This window comes from Vibrio penaeicida, assembly GCF_002933855.1.
Taxonomy (GTDB): Bacteria; Pseudomonadota; Gammaproteobacteria; order Enterobacterales; family Vibrionaceae; genus Vibrio; species Vibrio penaeicida_A.
In genome coordinates, this window is record NZ_BFAQ01000021.1 from 87,303 (window position 1) to 102,787 (window position 15,485).

Below are 15,485 nucleotides of genomic sequence, written 5' to 3' on the forward strand. Positions count from 1 at the left end.
TATTATTTTGCTAACGTGGATATAACTAAATGGCGCTTTTTAATTGGTGCTGTTTTGTCCAATAGACAATGTTCTCTATTGTTTGTGCTCGACCATTGATAAACCCTTGTACGTAGTCACAATTCGCTGTATCAAGCAGAGCCATTAGCTCTGTTTCTTCTACGCCTTCAGCAATCACCGTGCAATTCAGCCCATGCGCCAACGAAATTGAAGATCGGACAATAGCATGATCAGAATCGCTCCTGTGCATTCCCGACACAAAGGAGCGGTCAATTTTAATTTGGTCGATCGGTAGTTCTCTAAGCAAAGTCAGTGAAGAATAACCTGTACCGAAGTCATCTAAACTGATCTTGAACCCAATCTCCCTCAATGCGTCTAATACTTGTTTAGTATTGTTCAAGTCTTTAAGCATATTGCTTTCTGTTACTTCTAAAACAAGCCGACTTGGGTTGATTTGATCGCTATCTACCAATTGTTTGAGATTATTAAACAGTGCGCGACTATTTAAGTCTTTAGCCGACAGGTTTAAGTGAATACTGGCGTCGATGCCTGATTCATTAAAGATTTGCATATCAAGTATGACTTGATTAACGACCCAATCTGTAATGTCACGAATAATATGTGACTGTTCTGCTATTGGAATGAATTTTTCGGGTGATATGAACGTTCCGTCTGGCTGGGGCCACCGAATTAGCGCTTCATAACCATAGAGAGAATTATACCTAGTGTTAACAATAGGTTGGTAGTGAAGCTCAAATTCTTGATTGTGGAGTGCGGACGTTAATTGGCTGGATATGGCAAGTTGTTCTTTGGCTTGATCCGCTAGGTGACTTGAGTAGAAATATAAACCACAACCTGAACGCTTTGCTTCATACATCGCGACATCTGCCTGTTTGAGGATCTGATCTTTCTCTGTGCTGTATTCGGGGTAAATGCTGACGCCAGTACTGATGGAGGTAATGATACTGTATTCGCCAAGATTGAATGGATGGCTCAATTCTTCTGATATCTCGTAGTAAAGCTCTTCAATAGGCTTTCGACCTCCAGTTCGCAATATTATGACGAATTCATCTCCCCCAATTCGAGAAAAAAAAGCCTGTTTAGGCAACACCATACTTAGTCTTTGGCTGATTTGTTGGAGTAGCATATCCCCAAATTGGTGACCCATAGCATCATTCACGTATTTAAAATTGTTTACATCGAATAACAAGACAGAAAATGGTGTTCTGCGCTCGATACGTTTGTCGAGCTGACGCATACAAAACTGGCGATTGGGTAGCTTAGTTAACGAATCGTGAAGCGCGTTGTAGCGCTCCAGTTGAGCTATATCATCAATCTGGTTGATGCTTTTTTGACTGTAGCTGACGACCAAAGCAACGAATAAGCTTCCCCCGAACAAGATTGTCGCCATACCTAATTCGATATAGCTAACGGAACGTATGCTGAGTAAATAAAGAAGAAATAATGTGTAGCCGAGTGTGAATGCAACAATGAGCGTTAACAATATCTGCCAACCCAGCTCATGTGTTTTCTGGCAAATTTGGATAGCAGGCTTGAGCCCAAAACCCAAAAATACAATCCCCAGAAAAACGAGCAAGTCGGCAAATAGAATCACATTTAATCCTTAACAATGGCTGCGCGAGTAGGCTGTGCGCATAAGCTGTAGATGCATGAGAAGTCCGCTTCTTACATCTATTACAGATAAAGTATAGACAACGATCCAAACATATTTCGTAAAATGGTCAGCTTGGTAGGCTCGTCAGTTTAAGAATTCAACGCGCTTAGCACTTATAGCGTTTCAATCTTAATAGAGTAGATGTTTTTATATGGATTCAGATGCTTATTGGTGGTTTTAATTTTTCTGCACGAAGTAAATGCTTTGCTGCGCTAGATCAACAAAACTCTTATTCGCATAACTTGTTAATTAAAATAAAGTTGAAAGATTCAAAAATCATTGAATAATGGATTTATCTTCGATGAAAGCATATCGCTTCAGAAAATTAGCTAAAAACAGGATTCATAACCTTATGTCTCATTCCTTTGTTCTGGTTATAAACTCAGGTAGTTCTTCTCTCAAATTTGCTGTTATTGATTCGGAAACGGGCAGTGCCGTTGTCAGCGGTTTAGGTGAGTGTTTTGGATTGCCTGATGCGGTAATCAGCTGGAAACACGATGGTAATAAGTTTGAAGAGAAGATTGATGCACTTGAAAATCATCACCACCATGCAATTAATCGAATTGTTGGTTTAGTAGAAGAATACAAGCTAACAGAAAACATTGTGGCTGTAGGTCATCGAATTGTTCACGGTGGTGAACGGTTTACTCAAACGGTTCGAATTGATGGAGATGTCTTACAAGAAATTGAGAGCCTTGCGGATCTTGCACCACTGCATAACCCAGCAGGCGCGATCGGAATTCGTGCTGCAATATCTGCCTTTCCCGCTTTGCCTCAATTCGCCGTATTTGATACGGCCTTCCATCAGACCATGCCTCAAAAAGCGTTTACCGGAGCTATCTCTAACGAATTGTATAAAGAATATGGTATTCGTCGATATGGATTTCACGGTACAAGCCATTACTTTGTTAGCCGTGAAGCAGCAAAAATGCTCGACAAACCAGTAAATGAATCCAGCTTCATTTCGGTTCACTTAGGCAATGGTGCATCAGTGTGTGCCATCAGCAACGGAGAATCTGTTGATACTTCAATGGGCTTCACGCCGTTAGCCGGGCTAATGATGGGAACACGATCTGGCGATTTAGATCCTGGCATCATTGAATTTCTGATGAAGAAAGGTTGGAGCCAAGAAAAGGTGTTTGAAACCTTGAACAAAAAATCGGGTTTCCTCGGTGTTTCAGGGCTTACATCCGATGCTCGTGGCATTCTAGACGCAATGAATGAAGGGCATGAGGGCGCAAAGCTTGCATTTGAAGTATTTACATACCGCGTTGCAAAATACATCGGCTCCTACTTAATTCCACTAGGGCACCTTGATGCCATTATTTTCACAGGGGGTATTGGCGAAAACTCATTACCGATCCGCAGTGAGATTTTGAAAAACCTCAAGCTTCTAGGTTTTGTGGAAGATAAAAAAGGTAATGAAGCTGCAAGATTTGGTGCGTCTGGCGTGATTGCTCGATCAGATATATTGAATGCAGTTGCGATGGTTATCCCAACCAACGAAGAATTCGTGATTGCTCAACAGTCGGTAGAACTTCTGTAATTTAGCGCTAAAATTAACTGTCCAAAAGCTCCGTTCTCTGGAGCTTTTTTTGCTCCCTATCTTTGAAATTATTCGCGCTTTTCAGCTGACCTGTTCACAAGCCACTGTAACAAAAGTTATCTAATCAACTTGCTCTGCCTATGCTATTCAGTGATAGATATAAGCTACTAATTTATTTCTGCGTTCCTGTCACCTTATTTAAGGTTTCTCTCTTTAGCTCAAAGCCTTCATTTCAAATCGTTTAACTATTCTTATTGGAACTACCGTGTGTGTGCGACATATTTTGTCGCATGCTGCGATAGGATTTAGTTAAGTATACAGGATAGCGTGTTATTTACACAGTATGATCGTTGTTGTATGATGTTCTGTATGTTGTGTCGCAGCATTTATTTAAGTGCTTAAGTACACGGAATTCCAGGAAATGAGTGAGCATTAGTTGCTAGTAAGCACCTAGATGTTCTAGAAGATAGAAGCATGACTAAACGAGCAAGTACTCGTGAGTCTTTAGCATTAGCTTTCGAACTACTAAAGCGAATTCCTCGCTCTCGAAAAGTTACAGCTTCAGAATTACACGAAGAACTTAAACATGCAGGGATAACTAGAGATATCAGGACGATTCAACGCAACCTTGAAATGCTTTGTGAGCACTTCGAGATTGAGCGGGATGAGCGAACAAAACCATATGGATATTCTTTAAAACAGAATATTGATGGCTTAGCTTTACCAACTTTAACGCCACAAGAATCATTGCTATTGGCACTTGCTGAAGACTACTTAAGCAATCTTCTACCTCAGAATCTAATGGCTTCTATGCAAAGCTTTTTTGGGGAAGCTAGATACAATTTGCATCCTGTATCAGGAAACTCAAAAGAACGGGCTTGGCTTAAGAAAGTACGATTCGTAGCTGATACCCAACCATTGTTCCCCCCCAAAATATAGATGAGAAGATATTTAGTATCATCAGCGAAGCTTTGTTCCACAATCGACTTTTGACGATCGAGTACAAAAACGCTAAGCGTAAAAATAATCGTGCATTGGTAATGCCTTTAGGGCTAGCACAACAGAGCAACCGTATCTATCTAGTATGTCGTTTTGATGGCTTTGATAATGAGAGAAGTGTTGCGTTACACAGGGTTACGAAAGCAACAGCATCTACATTCAGTTTTGAGCGACCTAAGAACTTTTCTTTAGAACAGTATGATGCGGATGGACGTTTCGGCTTTGGAGAAGGAGTAAAAGGTATCCTTTCGTTTAAGGCTGATGAAAATGTAAGCTTTTATTTATCAGAGACTCCTCTTTCCAAAGATTAAACCATAGAAGCTAGAGATGAACAGCGTTATCTAATCAAAGCAACAGTTACAGATTCATTGTTACTTAAAAGATGGTTAATGGCATTCGGGAATAAAATTGACGATATTCATTTCAATGATGATGAATTAGATCTAACAAATTCAAATGTATAAAATTTAATTACACTGGAGAGCAAATATGCCTTTACCACTTATTTTGGGTGCAGCAGCAGTTGCAGCAGCAGGCTTTGGAGCAAAAAAAGGATATGACGGCTACCAAGATAAAACAGAAGCGAATGAGATTATAGAAAAAGCAAAATCGGATTATGAATCTACTAAATCTCACTTTGATGAAGCGAATGAAATTACGGAAGAGCATTTGACTAACTTAGGTGAGTTACAGTTAAAAGTGGGTAGTGATTTCAAGAAGTTTCGAACGATTGCCCAAGAGCTATTAGATAAACTTGAGAAATCGAATGTGGGGGATATTGCTGTTGATTTTCCTAAACACAAACTAGATCAGATTGATGGGTTAGCTTTTTCTACAACAGCTTACCTTGGTGAGTTGGCAAAAGGCGCTGTTGGTGGCGGTGCCGCAGCCTATGCTGTTTATGGGGGGGTGATGGCTCTTGCTGCTGCCTCAACTGGTACTCCAATTGCCGCTCTTTCTGGTGCTGCTGCTTATAACGCAACAATGGCTGCTATCGGCGGTGGTGCTCTTAGCGCTGGTGGTATGGGTATGGCTGGTGGTGCAATGGTTCTTGGTGGTGTAGTTGCTGCGCCAATTATTGCTATTGCAGGTTGGGCATTTGCTTCTCATGCAGAAGAAGCTTTGTCGGATGCTAAAGAGTCTCGTAGAGAAGTAGGACAAGCAATTGCGAAGATGCAAAAAGCTCAACACCAATTAGGGCAAACTCGTATATATGTTAAAAAACTGCATATCGAGATTGAACGTATTTATACAACTATTTTCCTTCCTTACTTTAATGCTCTCAAAAAAATGGAGATAGTTATAAAGTCGGGCGAAAATCGAGAAGAAATTACTGACGAGTTAATTCAAATTATTGGTAATGGCTATCAAGTAGCGGCAATTCTAACGGATATCATTACGACACCACTCTTCAAACCAAAGATGGATAGCGATGGTAGAGTCGTAATGACTAAAGATAATGCGGTAGAGATCGAAGTGAATGCTGATGGTTTACAGGTTATTAATGCTAATCAAATTGACGCGAACTTAGCGACTTCAAACAAAGCCTCTCAGAAATATTAATTCTACTTGGAGCTAGTTTTGCTAGCTCCGTATGCATCTGGCGATATAAATATGACTTCTCTAATACAGAAAGAATTTCAACTAACAGAAGAACTCCACAAAACGGTTGTTCAAAGTTTAGTTACATCATTTGGTTTAGATTTTCTGCTTTTTGAGGATAAGAAGGGTGGAGATGTAGCAACTATCCATAATGCTCAGGAGTATCAGAATAGGGATAAAGATATTCACCTATCTGAGCAAGTAAAAAATGAATATCGAGATAGAGGCACATATGATTCTCATGCTTACCATAGCCATGCAAATTACAAAGTAAAAGGTAAAGCAGATAAGGTTGCTCAGAAAGAAGGTCAACTTCATGATGCGTATCGAAATCAAACAATGTCTCAAAGCGACAACAGACAGTTAGATCACGTTATATCAGCAAGTGAAGTTCATAATGATGCAGGTAGAGTTCTTGCTGGTGTTGATGGCGTTGTTATCGCGAACAAAAATACTAACTTCCAATCAACTTTTGGCTATATCAACACATTGAAATCAAACCATTCAATGGATGTATTTTTGAATGAGAAGTTACCAGCCACTATTGATAAAAAGAAGCAAAGCATCCAGAAAAGTACTGACGCACTAAAACTTCTGGAAAACCCTACAACACCAGAGCAAAAGCATAAAAAGCGAAAGCTAGAAGATAAAGTTCGCAAAGAACAAGAGCATTTAGAAGCACTAGAAAGCATCGACCCTACTGAGATGAAAAAAGCCGATGATAAGGCTAGAAAAGAATATGATGCTGAAATAAATAAGCAGTACTACACAAGCCGCAAGTTCCTAAAAAATACAGGTTACGATGCGGCTAAAAGTGGATTTAAAATGGGAGTTCGTCAAGCGTTAGGAACTGTATTTGCCGAAGTATGGTTTGAGCTAAAAGATGTTATTCCTGAGTTATTTAAAGATAAGAATGAATCGTTTACCATCGAAAAATTTCTTGAAAAACTAAAAGATATTGGCTTGTCTATTTGGAAAAGAATTAGGTCTAGATTTAAGGATATTTTTGAAGAGTTTAAGAATGGTATGTTAGCAGGTGTTCTATCAAGCTTGACAACAACTATTATGAATATCTTCTTTACCACTCAAAAGACTCTAGTGAAACTTGTAAGAGAAATGTGGAGTAGCCTTACCACAGTAGCCAAAATGATTTTCTTCAACCCTAAAAGGCTTTCTGCGGGAGAGCTTACTAAAGAAGTTATTCGAGTCCTATCTACAGGCGTGTCAGTTGCTCTTGGAGCGCTATTGAATCAACATCTTGCTAGTTTGTTGACTGTCCCACTAGGGTCAGAAATTGCTGCGTTTGTAAGTGCAATTGCTTCAGGGCTTATGACTCTCGGTTTTTCATATTTTTTAGATCATAGCGAAATGATGTCGAAGGTATGGAAGTACTTAGATTCTTTTAAAAGTGACGCTAAAAAGACACTTGAATACTTCCAAAATGTGAACGAGAAGCTTGATGTTTATCTTTTGGAGTTGGCTGCAATTGAGTTTAATTTAGATATCAATGAGCTAAGAATATTTGCAGATAATTTGATTATTGTTAATTGTGAAGTAGAAAAAGGCAACTTGTTGGCTCAAGAGGTGAAGCGAAGAAATATCGAACTACCATTTGAAGCAAGCAACATTAGAAGCACTCGTGATTGGCTAAACAGTTTATGAGCCTCAAACCTTTTCCTTGTAATCAATGCGGTAAGTGTTGTTCAAATGTCCATCTATCTGCACTAACTCAAATGTTAGATCGTGGGGACGGAGTCTGTCGGCATTTAAATGAAGATATGCATTGTAGCATCTATGAAAAACGACCAGAAATATGTCAAATTGAGCTTCAGTATCGACTGAATTATTCAAAGCAGTATTCGTGGGATGAATTTATCACCATCAACCTAGAAGTATGTGAGTCATTAGGAAAGAAGAATGTTTAGTAAAATAATGTCCATGTTCAGTACTGTGGACTTGAGCCATCGTGAACCAGGTGGTGAATCTTGGTTTTACAAAGTATCAGAGTCATGTGAATTTACTGAGTATGAATGCCGATCTGGTATGACATCTGTCACTGTTCATATTGAAAAAGGCTTTGATTATACCTTAATTAATAGGGAGGTTATCTTTGATAATCTGGAGCAGATAAGACATATGTCTGACCATGTAGATCTCTTTGATTTTTACGGTTATGAGTTTAGTTCATTTGTTAATGAATGGCTTATAGGGGCGTATGATTATTTGAAATCAGAGAGGTTCTTCATCATGGATGTTAATAAAGTGAAAAGCTCCAACGATGTAAAATTACCCTACTTATTAGATGCGGCTTCTATTCTGTATAAATACTCATCTGTCGTAGCGTCTGAGCTATCTAATAAATCAGGGAGTCAGGCGGCTAATGTTTGAAAGCATAGATAGACATTTCGAAAGCGCCATAGAGTGCTTTGATGAATCGGCGAAAACTGCTAAAGAAGTGGCGGAAATAACTAAAACTATTGACCTTGGCATTGATGAAGAAAAGCTAGCAGGGTTATTAGATTTAGTCGATCAGCGTATCAATAAAGTGGCTACTGATATTCGCAATGAAATGGCTGAAGAGCGAAAGCTAATCATCAAGCATGAAAAGAAATCTTTAATGATTAACATTGGTATTGCAATGATGGCTGTTGTGGCGTTTGTTTTTAATCGGATACTGGGCTGAAAATGAAGTTTATCGCTATATTTGTATTTTTGTCTTTCTTTATGGTGTAATTAGTTTGGCTTTTAAAGCAAGAAAAATTTTGAAGGGTGATAAATAATGCTCAATAAATTTAAGGCATCTATGCCAGGATTTGATGTTAATTCACTATTAAAAAGTATCAAAGATTCTCTAACAGAAATGAAAACAGAAGATCTGGGAGGTAGAGATACACCGTCTTGTGAGATTGTTAAAGTTAGAGATGGAAAATTACCGTCAGTAGTTATCATTAATGGTTTTATGAGCGAAAATGGAGAATGTTCAAAAGACTGGCTTGAAATTGTTGATGAGCTATATCCAGATAATCAGGTTGTTCGTGTTCAATGGAAAGCAGGCAATTTCAAAGACATGGTGTTTGATAAAGGAGTTGTTCCTAATGCTAAGATTGCTAGTGGCAGCAAGCTAGGGTTTGCTGCAACCTTAATGGCTAGAACAAACTTGATTGGTATGATAGCTACGGCTGGTGGCTTTGTTGTTGATAAGGTTATTGGACACTGGAAAGTATCCTTTCATGAAACTCGTCATGTTGCTGTAAGTTTAACAAGTTACCTTGAAAGTGATGCTCAATTTGAAAACTGTATATTAATGGGGCATTCACTAGGTGGCCGCATTGTAAGGCACACCTTAAATGAATTAAGCATGGCAAATAGGGTATCTGTGGCTTATGTTTTGGCTGGTGCAGTATCAAGTGATGAAGAGCAATGGCAACCTATCTTGGAGAAACATAATCGTTTGAAGCTCATCAATTGTATGTCGATGAAAGATTATGTCCTAAAAAGTGCTTATAAAGCAGGAACACTGTGGGATCATGAGCCTGCAGGTTTATCTTCAGTGATGGACTCTAATGAGAATACAGTGAATTTAGATGTGACCGAATATGCATCTGGGCATACTGGCTATAAACAGAGATTACTTGGTCAGTACTTGAAGCAGCAACTACAGCAACATAATTAAATTTTACTAGTTAGTTGATATTGTTCACAGTTCTTATTGATGCAACCAGAATAAATTTGGTCACTTTTCTTCACATATAATTATGCATGTCATACGAATGCCAATCCAACCAACGAGGAATTCGTAATCGCCCAGCAATCGGTAGAACTACTGCAATAGATTTTCGAATCTGAATATGAGAAGTGAGCCTAGCGCTCGCTTTTTTTGTTCTATATGTTGGAAAGCCCAACGCTAAATACACACTTGGCGAAGCAGCTATTTCTAACTATATGGGTTTTTGCAACTCACTTTCGTTGGCCCCGAGTCAGCGAGGTTAGTGTTGTAGTGACAGAATGAATTTGGCCGCTAGATTGGAGGTTTGCAATACTAATAGCTTGCGCCTGCTAACAAAGAACTTGTAATCGATCAACAGCCGTTACGGAACCAAAATGGATGGGGAGGCTCCACGTTGTTACAAAAACTCAGGCAGTATTGGTGTCCATTCGATAATCGTCTCATCACTTAAAAGAGCAACAATAGAAGTTGATGGAATCACTCGATTATCCAATACGCGTTTGTCTGTTTGGGAAAAGTTGGCAAAGATGACACTCCCATCACTAAAAGTTGTCTGTTGTAGTGAACCCTGTTTATTCATCCATTTAAAGCCAGTCATGGCTTTGTCCCACAACCTTAGATGAATCGGTAAAAATCCTTGCTGATAGTGTTGTAACGCCTTGATGCGGGTTGCGTTTGTACTGTTTGCCTCGTCGCGGTTTAAATGCACCATTGCTGGTGTGTTATAGAGCATCGCTGTTAAGTCACGCTCCACTTGCACATTAGAAAACTTTAAACTATCGCTGTGCCAATGGTGACTATTGATCAGCTCGTCATGAAATACCGTTTGATACAGCGGCACCTTGTATTGAGGCGAAAAAAATAGAGTCTTATATGGTTGTTTCACTTGTGCTGATTTGAAGAAAAAATCGGGTTTATGATTTGGGTACCAAGCACCTAAGAAATAAGGTGATTGGCGATTCTTCTTCATGTCTTTATCTGTCCAACCAAAACCAACAGTTTCCATGCCATGTGCAAAGGCAATACCTTGTGTAGTGAGAGAATTACCATCTTCTGACCCTAAAACCACGTTTTGATTTGATGCTATCCAATCCATACGCTGGTTGAAGGCCGAGAGCATCTTAGTCTCATTCATCTCGTTACTTTGAGAATAATCTTCTCTTGCCATTGCGGTGGCATCTACATCCAAAAACAGGCTATTAAAGTGACCATAATGGATTATATCTGTTATGCGTTGCTCTACGTAATCTCGCCCGCAATTGGGGTTTAAGTAAAATCCATGGTCGCGAAATCCTTTTTGTTTTCCCCCGTCAGCGTTTTCAATGGCACACTTCTCGCGCATTGCGCTAGGCAGTTGAGCCGTAAGCCAAGAGTCGTTCACTTCTTTTTCAATCGCTGTGTTATAGGAATCATAGGTACCCACTAGGTAACCTGCATGTTTAGCTTGCTCGACTACTTGAGGTTGGTAGAAAGCAGGCATCCAATTATCTAAGCCTAACCAAAGTCTATTCAGTCCTGCTGAAACTAAGTTGTTGACCATGTCTTTTGATAGTGCCTGTCCCCATCGCTCTGCGTCGATTAAATAGGTGCTAGCTTGCTCATCTAGCCACTTTTTTCTTTTTTGCGCTGTTTCGAACTGCTTCTTTATGCCGTTGTTATTCGAGGTCGGTTGCTCTACTGATATTTTTCGCGCTAAAGAAGTGTTAATGCTCTCGATTAGTAAGCCCTTGTGGTATTGGCTCAACCAATGTGTCCCTTTTTTTAGTTTAAGGAGCTCTTTTGTGGCATCTTTTATTGGCGTTAATGCCGATTGTGTAAAGTACCACTCTTTCAAACCCCACCAATCTTCAACATCTTCTATAGAGAGTGCATCATGACCAAATAAATACACGTGACTTGCGCCGATTAAACGCTTGAGTTGCGGTTGCCTTGCGAGCTTTTCTGATAGGGGTGTCGTAAGGTTTTGTTGTTTACGCCATTGCCGATAATACTTGGCACCATCAAGTGAGTCGTTACCTAAAGTGATTAAGACTTCGAACGGTTCATGGTGGTTGAGTACCGTGAATTGGTGGGTTGCCTGCATATCCAGTTTTTGATTGGAAATAGAAAAATCAAGCTGATTATTTGTTGGGTTTAGTAGTTGGTAGCTTACATAGACGTTCGGTTCACTTATCACTTCCATCGTCCAAAATGGCATTTTCAAATCTTGGGTTGTATTTGATCCTGAGTACTCGCTCGTTAGATATTTCATCCAAGTTTTGTTGTTTGTTGGAATACGCATACCTTCATTGAACGGTATCAGCAAGGTATTGGCTTGTTCGTTCGGTAAATCGAACCACTTCAATGTTAAGGGTTTATTTCGAGCAATAGAGGAGGGAGAAGTAACCTCAAAAGACAATCTTAATCCTTTGTCAAAAGAGGCGTTTACCTTCAGGTCACTAGGCTTTAACAACCATGAGACTGAAGTATCAGAAGTTTGTTCAACCTGTGATGCATTTTGGTAAGTACCTTCAACTAAAAGTGCGGCTTCAGTGATCGGCACATGGGTAGTTTCTGTGTACCAATCAATTTTCAAAGAGCTAGTCTCAATAGAGACAGATTGTTGGTTATTTTTTAGTGTGATATGACTTGGTGCATTGCTTTGCGTGTCTGCGCTACAGGCCAGAAAGGGCAGAGTTACGAGCACCAGGAAAAATGAAATCGTTTTGTTCATGGCAAAAGTTACGTTCGTTGCTGTTGATAAAAAACATTACAAACTAACTTTGATTACCTTTTGTCACCCGTTTGTCTTCATTTAAAGAGGGAGAGTGGTTCTTTGAACGTATTCGATTTTGACTGTACCTTGATACTCCCATTTTGACACCACCGCACTTAACCATTTCGCTTGGTATTTTGTGGACTCTGGCTCAAGAGCTTTTGCAAACCCATTGGAGTCGACACTGGGCGCATTGAGGTAGATTGGCTGAGAATTACCAAGCATAACGAATTGGTTATCAAACCATTGCCAACGCATATTTCCAACTTGGCAACTTACGGGTGTCTCAGGTAACCGAATACGAATGGGTAGGCTTGGATCACTGTGATCGACGTTTACCCATGCTTGAGCGTCGTTAGAAGACAAGATGATAGGGTATACCGCTTTATCAACAATCAATTGGTAGTAGCCAGAAGTCGGTGCATAGACGAGGTCATCACTCTCTAATTCTGTATAGCTTTGTACTGGATCCGAGGTCGTGCCCGAAATCCACACTCGGCCATGTCGATCTCGTAAAGAGATACTCACACTATTTTCTACGCCATCAAGTGAAACCTTAATTTGATAACCTTGCTGAATAAAATTAGTTTTCTTTTGTATCGTTATCCTAATATGAGAGTTGTGATTAATTGGATGATCAGGAATTAATTGCTTTCCACATTGAGATTGATTAATCATCACTTCCTTGGGTTTGGCCCAATGCTTCTCATCCAACGAATTCTGACTTAATGCTATAAGCATTTCTTGCCAAGCGAGCTGAGTGTTGCCCGTGGACAAAGCCGAATAAGTGGCTGCTAGAGGTGTTTTCATAAACCAGTCTTCTGCGACGACCTGCTGGCTAAAGATGAGAGCAGTACTAACCAGTCCAAGTAGGAACTTATCTTTTTTCATGAAATGCCCTCAAGTAATCTGTAGCCAACACCACGCAGTGTTTCAATTTTCAGAACTGGTATTTTTTGTCTCAAATGGAGAATGTGATTATCAACGGTTCGAGTAGATGGAAATGCCTGAAATCCCCAGACTTTATTGAGTAGTTCATCACGGTGAAATACCCGCCCTTGATTTTGGACAAGCAATACAAGAAGTTGAAACTCCTTAGGCTTTAAACTTAGATCTTCACCATTTTGAATCACTACTCGTTTGGATATATCGATCTGAACATCTAGGTAACTGAGTTTACTTTCACCCAATGGGCGTAATTGAGCATAAATACGAGCGAGCAGTTCTTGGTGTGAGAAGGGCTTAACGACATAGTCTTTTGCTCCCGCCATCAAGCCTTCGATTCGTTGCTCAACTTCAATTTTGGCAGTTAGCACAATCACAGGTATCGCTTTCATCATTAGCCATTGAGGTAGCCAAGTTAAGCTGTCGCCTTCTGGGAGTTGTCTATCTAAGATAACCAAGTCAGCTTGAATCCAATGGTCTTCAACATTTCTGGAGTCACGAAGCCATTTACAATCGAATCCCTCTTTGACGAGATATTGGCTAAAACCTTCACCTAACAATTGGTCGTCTTCAATAAGAAGAATTTTAGTCATAGTGGCAACTCCAAAATGCAGCGAGTGGGACTGCGGTAGCAGATAAGCCTTCCTCCCATTTTTGTCATTAAGCGAGTGACAATCGCTAGCCCCATACCCATGTTGTCGCGGTGAGTGTTGGGCATTATTCGTTTAATCAATAATTGATACTTACTTGGAAAACAGCCCTGGTCACTTACTTCAATTCGGAGGTGTTGACCTGTAGAGACATTTATTGAAATGTCGCCTTCGCCATGCTGTTGGGCATTTCTCAGTAAATTGTCTAAGCAGATACCAAGCCAGTAATAAGGCAAGGTTAACTCTTGATCATGATCGAGTTGATATTCCAACTTGTATTTATCTAAATAGTGCTCAAGCCAGTCCGAGAGATAAGCCGTTTGATTTTGGAACTGGGCTTTGGGATCAACGCTCAAGAATCCTTTACTGGTTTCGGTTAATTGGGATAAACGCTGGTGGTCAGCCAGTAAGCGTCCAAAAGTGCGTTGAGCATTTTCATCCCATTGATCAAATTGGCCACGAAATTGCTCAACTGTAAATCCTAGACTCGCGATGGGTGTACGCAACTCATGAGTGAGCAATTGCAATATAAAGCGTCGTTCTTTGGCTTCTTCTCTACGATTAATTAACCCCATCGATAAGAAACTTACAGAGAGCAAAGTGAGTATTACAATGAGCCATTTAACCGCATTATTTTCTGTTGGAGGTAGCTGAATACATAAATTGCTATAGCTGACTGCGCATACTTGTTCGGTGCCATTTTGGGTTTCAATATTGATTGCGATGGTTTTCAGTAGTTTTCGCCATTTTTCCCCTGCAATGACCAGCAGTCCAAATTCACCGTTTAGCCAGAGCTTGCCATCTTGCCCAAGGTAAGCGCGATATCCTGATAATAATAGGTCATTGCCCTGATCCGAAAGGGATGAGAGCTGCACATGTAGAGGGTGACTTGGGTTTGATAGTGTCAATTCACGAGCGTGGTTTGTGATAAACAGATCTTGCTTTTCTGAGGGGAGGGATGCCAAATAACGGTCCGCGTAACTACCACCGGCGGGGTGCAGCATCTCGCCTTGACCGTACCAATCATCGTTCAAGATCATACCGCTGCATAGTGCTTGTTCAAACTGTATTGCGCGAGTGAGCTTCGGGCGTTTTTCGTTATCTATATCCGAGAGTTTAACTGGCAGTTTGCAGGTTTGATGTAGTTGCAACAATGCTTGAAGATCATCCCAAGAAAAGGTTTTAAAATCAGGATATTTATTGTCACTTAGCAGCAATTGGGTCGGGTAACGGTTAAGTTCTTCAAGTGTGATTTTAGTTTCGTAAGGTAAGCTTAAAGCTTGTTGGAAAAATATCTGCCAGCGAGTTTGTAAATTAGAATTATCAGCCGCTTGAGTAACCAAGGAAAGAGGCAAGATCAGAACACTAACCACCAATCTAATTGTTCTAAGACTAAACAGGTTGTGAGTCATAGCTTTCAATATCTCTTGGCTGGTTGGTTATTGGCGGGGATTATAGACGCTTAGGCTGACTATTTGTCACCTAAATGTCGCCTATTGTATAGGACAACGAACGCGACATTGCCCTATCCTAAAACCACCGTTGTTGTATCAATTCTAAATTGCTTTGTGGTCGAGTATTCAGGG

At 40.1% G+C, this 15,485-nt stretch carries 12 protein-coding genes and 1 pseudogene; 8 read left to right on the forward strand and 5 right to left on the reverse strand.

Annotation, left to right across the window (positions count from 1 at the left end; genetic code table 11):
- Positions 1-25: 25 nt before the first annotated feature.
- Complete coding sequence (locus VPNCDNU1_RS12470) at positions 26-1,615, reverse strand: putative bifunctional diguanylate cyclase/phosphodiesterase (RefSeq protein ID WP_104400610.1); 1,590 nt, start codon at positions 1,613-1,615, stop codon at positions 26-28.
- A 412-nt stretch (positions 1,616-2,027) separates the two neighbouring features.
- Here VPNCDNU1_RS12470 and VPNCDNU1_RS12475 point away from each other — a divergent pair, with 412 nt between their 5' ends.
- The 8 genes and pseudogenes from VPNCDNU1_RS12475 (at position 2,028) to VPNCDNU1_RS12510 (ending at position 9,495) form a co-directional block, all read left to right on the forward strand.
- Positions 2,028-3,221 (forward strand): acetate/propionate family kinase, encoded by a 1,194-nt coding sequence (locus VPNCDNU1_RS12475; protein WP_104400645.1) that lies wholly within the window; start codon positions 2,028-2,030, stop codon positions 3,219-3,221.
- 474 nt (positions 3,222-3,695) lie between these two features.
- A pseudogene (locus VPNCDNU1_RS12480) lies at positions 3,696-4,684 on the forward strand (helix-turn-helix transcriptional regulator).
- A gap of 25 nt (positions 4,685-4,709) precedes the next feature.
- Positions 4,710-5,783, forward strand: a complete 1,074-nt coding sequence (locus VPNCDNU1_RS12485; RefSeq protein ID WP_104400611.1) for a chemotaxis protein — start codon at positions 4,710-4,712, stop codon at positions 5,781-5,783.
- 18 nt (positions 5,784-5,801) lie between these two features.
- Entirely contained in the window at positions 5,802-7,484 is a 1,683-nt protein-coding gene (locus VPNCDNU1_RS12490) for an ATPase (protein WP_237324126.1), read from the forward strand.
- Entirely contained in the window at positions 7,481-7,747 is a 267-nt protein-coding gene (locus tag VPNCDNU1_RS29315) for a YkgJ family cysteine cluster protein (protein ID WP_104400612.1), read from the forward strand. The genes VPNCDNU1_RS12490 and VPNCDNU1_RS29315 overlap by 4 nt, the downstream gene beginning before the upstream one ends.
- Positions 7,740-8,210, forward strand: coding sequence for a hypothetical protein (locus VPNCDNU1_RS12500; RefSeq protein ID WP_104400613.1), 471 nt, complete (start codon positions 7,740-7,742; stop codon positions 8,208-8,210). Before VPNCDNU1_RS29315 ends, VPNCDNU1_RS12500 begins: the two co-directional genes overlap by 8 nt.
- On the forward strand, positions 8,203-8,505 hold the full coding sequence (locus tag VPNCDNU1_RS12505) for a hypothetical protein (protein WP_104400614.1): 303 nt from the start codon (positions 8,203-8,205) through the stop codon (positions 8,503-8,505). Before VPNCDNU1_RS12500 ends, VPNCDNU1_RS12505 begins: the two co-directional genes overlap by 8 nt.
- Positions 8,506-8,601: 96 nt before the next feature.
- On the forward strand, positions 8,602-9,495 hold the full coding sequence (locus VPNCDNU1_RS12510; RefSeq protein WP_104400615.1) for a DUF726 domain-containing protein: 894 nt from the start codon (positions 8,602-8,604) through the stop codon (positions 9,493-9,495).
- Between the two features lie 451 nt (positions 9,496-9,946).
- Here VPNCDNU1_RS12510 and VPNCDNU1_RS12515 read toward each other — a convergent pair whose 3' ends face one another.
- The 4 genes from VPNCDNU1_RS12515 to VPNCDNU1_RS12530 all read right to left on the reverse strand — a co-directional run bounded on the left by VPNCDNU1_RS12515 (position 9,947) and on the right by VPNCDNU1_RS12530 (position 15,311).
- Entirely contained in the window at positions 9,947-12,262 is a 2,316-nt protein-coding gene (locus VPNCDNU1_RS12515) for a glycoside hydrolase (protein WP_104400616.1), read from the reverse strand.
- Between the two features lie 81 nt (positions 12,263-12,343).
- Complete coding sequence (locus VPNCDNU1_RS12520) at positions 12,344-13,195, reverse strand: DUF2861 family protein (protein ID WP_104400617.1); 852 nt, start codon at positions 13,193-13,195, stop codon at positions 12,344-12,346.
- Entirely contained in the window at positions 13,192-13,842 is a 651-nt protein-coding gene (locus tag VPNCDNU1_RS12525) for a response regulator transcription factor (RefSeq protein ID WP_104400618.1), read from the reverse strand. The genes VPNCDNU1_RS12520 and VPNCDNU1_RS12525 overlap by 4 nt, the downstream gene beginning before the upstream one ends.
- Complete coding sequence (locus VPNCDNU1_RS12530) at positions 13,839-15,311, reverse strand: ATP-binding protein (RefSeq protein ID WP_104400619.1); 1,473 nt, start codon at positions 15,309-15,311, stop codon at positions 13,839-13,841. The genes VPNCDNU1_RS12525 and VPNCDNU1_RS12530 overlap by 4 nt, the downstream gene beginning before the upstream one ends.
- Positions 15,312-15,485: the final 174 nt, after the last annotated feature.

Coding starts and splice junctions, on each gene's coding strand:
- VPNCDNU1_RS12485 (WP_104400611.1), top strand. CDS start 4,710: ATGCCTTTACCACTTATTTTGGGTGCAGCAGCAGTTGCAGCAGCAGGC.
- VPNCDNU1_RS12505 (WP_104400614.1), top strand. CDS start 8,203: ATGTTTGAAAGCATAGATAGACATTTCGAAAGCGCCATAGAGTGCTTT.
- VPNCDNU1_RS12525 (WP_104400618.1), bottom strand. CDS start 13,842: ATGACTAAAATTCTTCTTATTGAAGACGACCAATTGTTAGGTGAAGGT.
- VPNCDNU1_RS12530 (WP_104400619.1), bottom strand. CDS start 15,311: ATGACTCACAACCTGTTTAGTCTTAGAACAATTAGATTGGTGGTTAGT.
- VPNCDNU1_RS12515 (WP_104400616.1), bottom strand. CDS start 12,262: ATGAACAAAACGATTTCATTTTTCCTGGTGCTCGTAACTCTGCCCTTT.
- VPNCDNU1_RS12500 (WP_104400613.1), top strand. CDS start 7,740: ATGTTTAGTAAAATAATGTCCATGTTCAGTACTGTGGACTTGAGCCAT.
- VPNCDNU1_RS29315 (WP_104400612.1), top strand. CDS start 7,481: ATGAGCCTCAAACCTTTTCCTTGTAATCAATGCGGTAAGTGTTGTTCA.
- VPNCDNU1_RS12510 (WP_104400615.1), top strand. CDS start 8,602: ATGCTCAATAAATTTAAGGCATCTATGCCAGGATTTGATGTTAATTCA.
- VPNCDNU1_RS12475 (WP_104400645.1), top strand. CDS start 2,028: ATGTCTCATTCCTTTGTTCTGGTTATAAACTCAGGTAGTTCTTCTCTC.
- VPNCDNU1_RS12520 (WP_104400617.1), bottom strand. CDS start 13,195: ATGAAAAAAGATAAGTTCCTACTTGGACTGGTTAGTACTGCTCTCATC.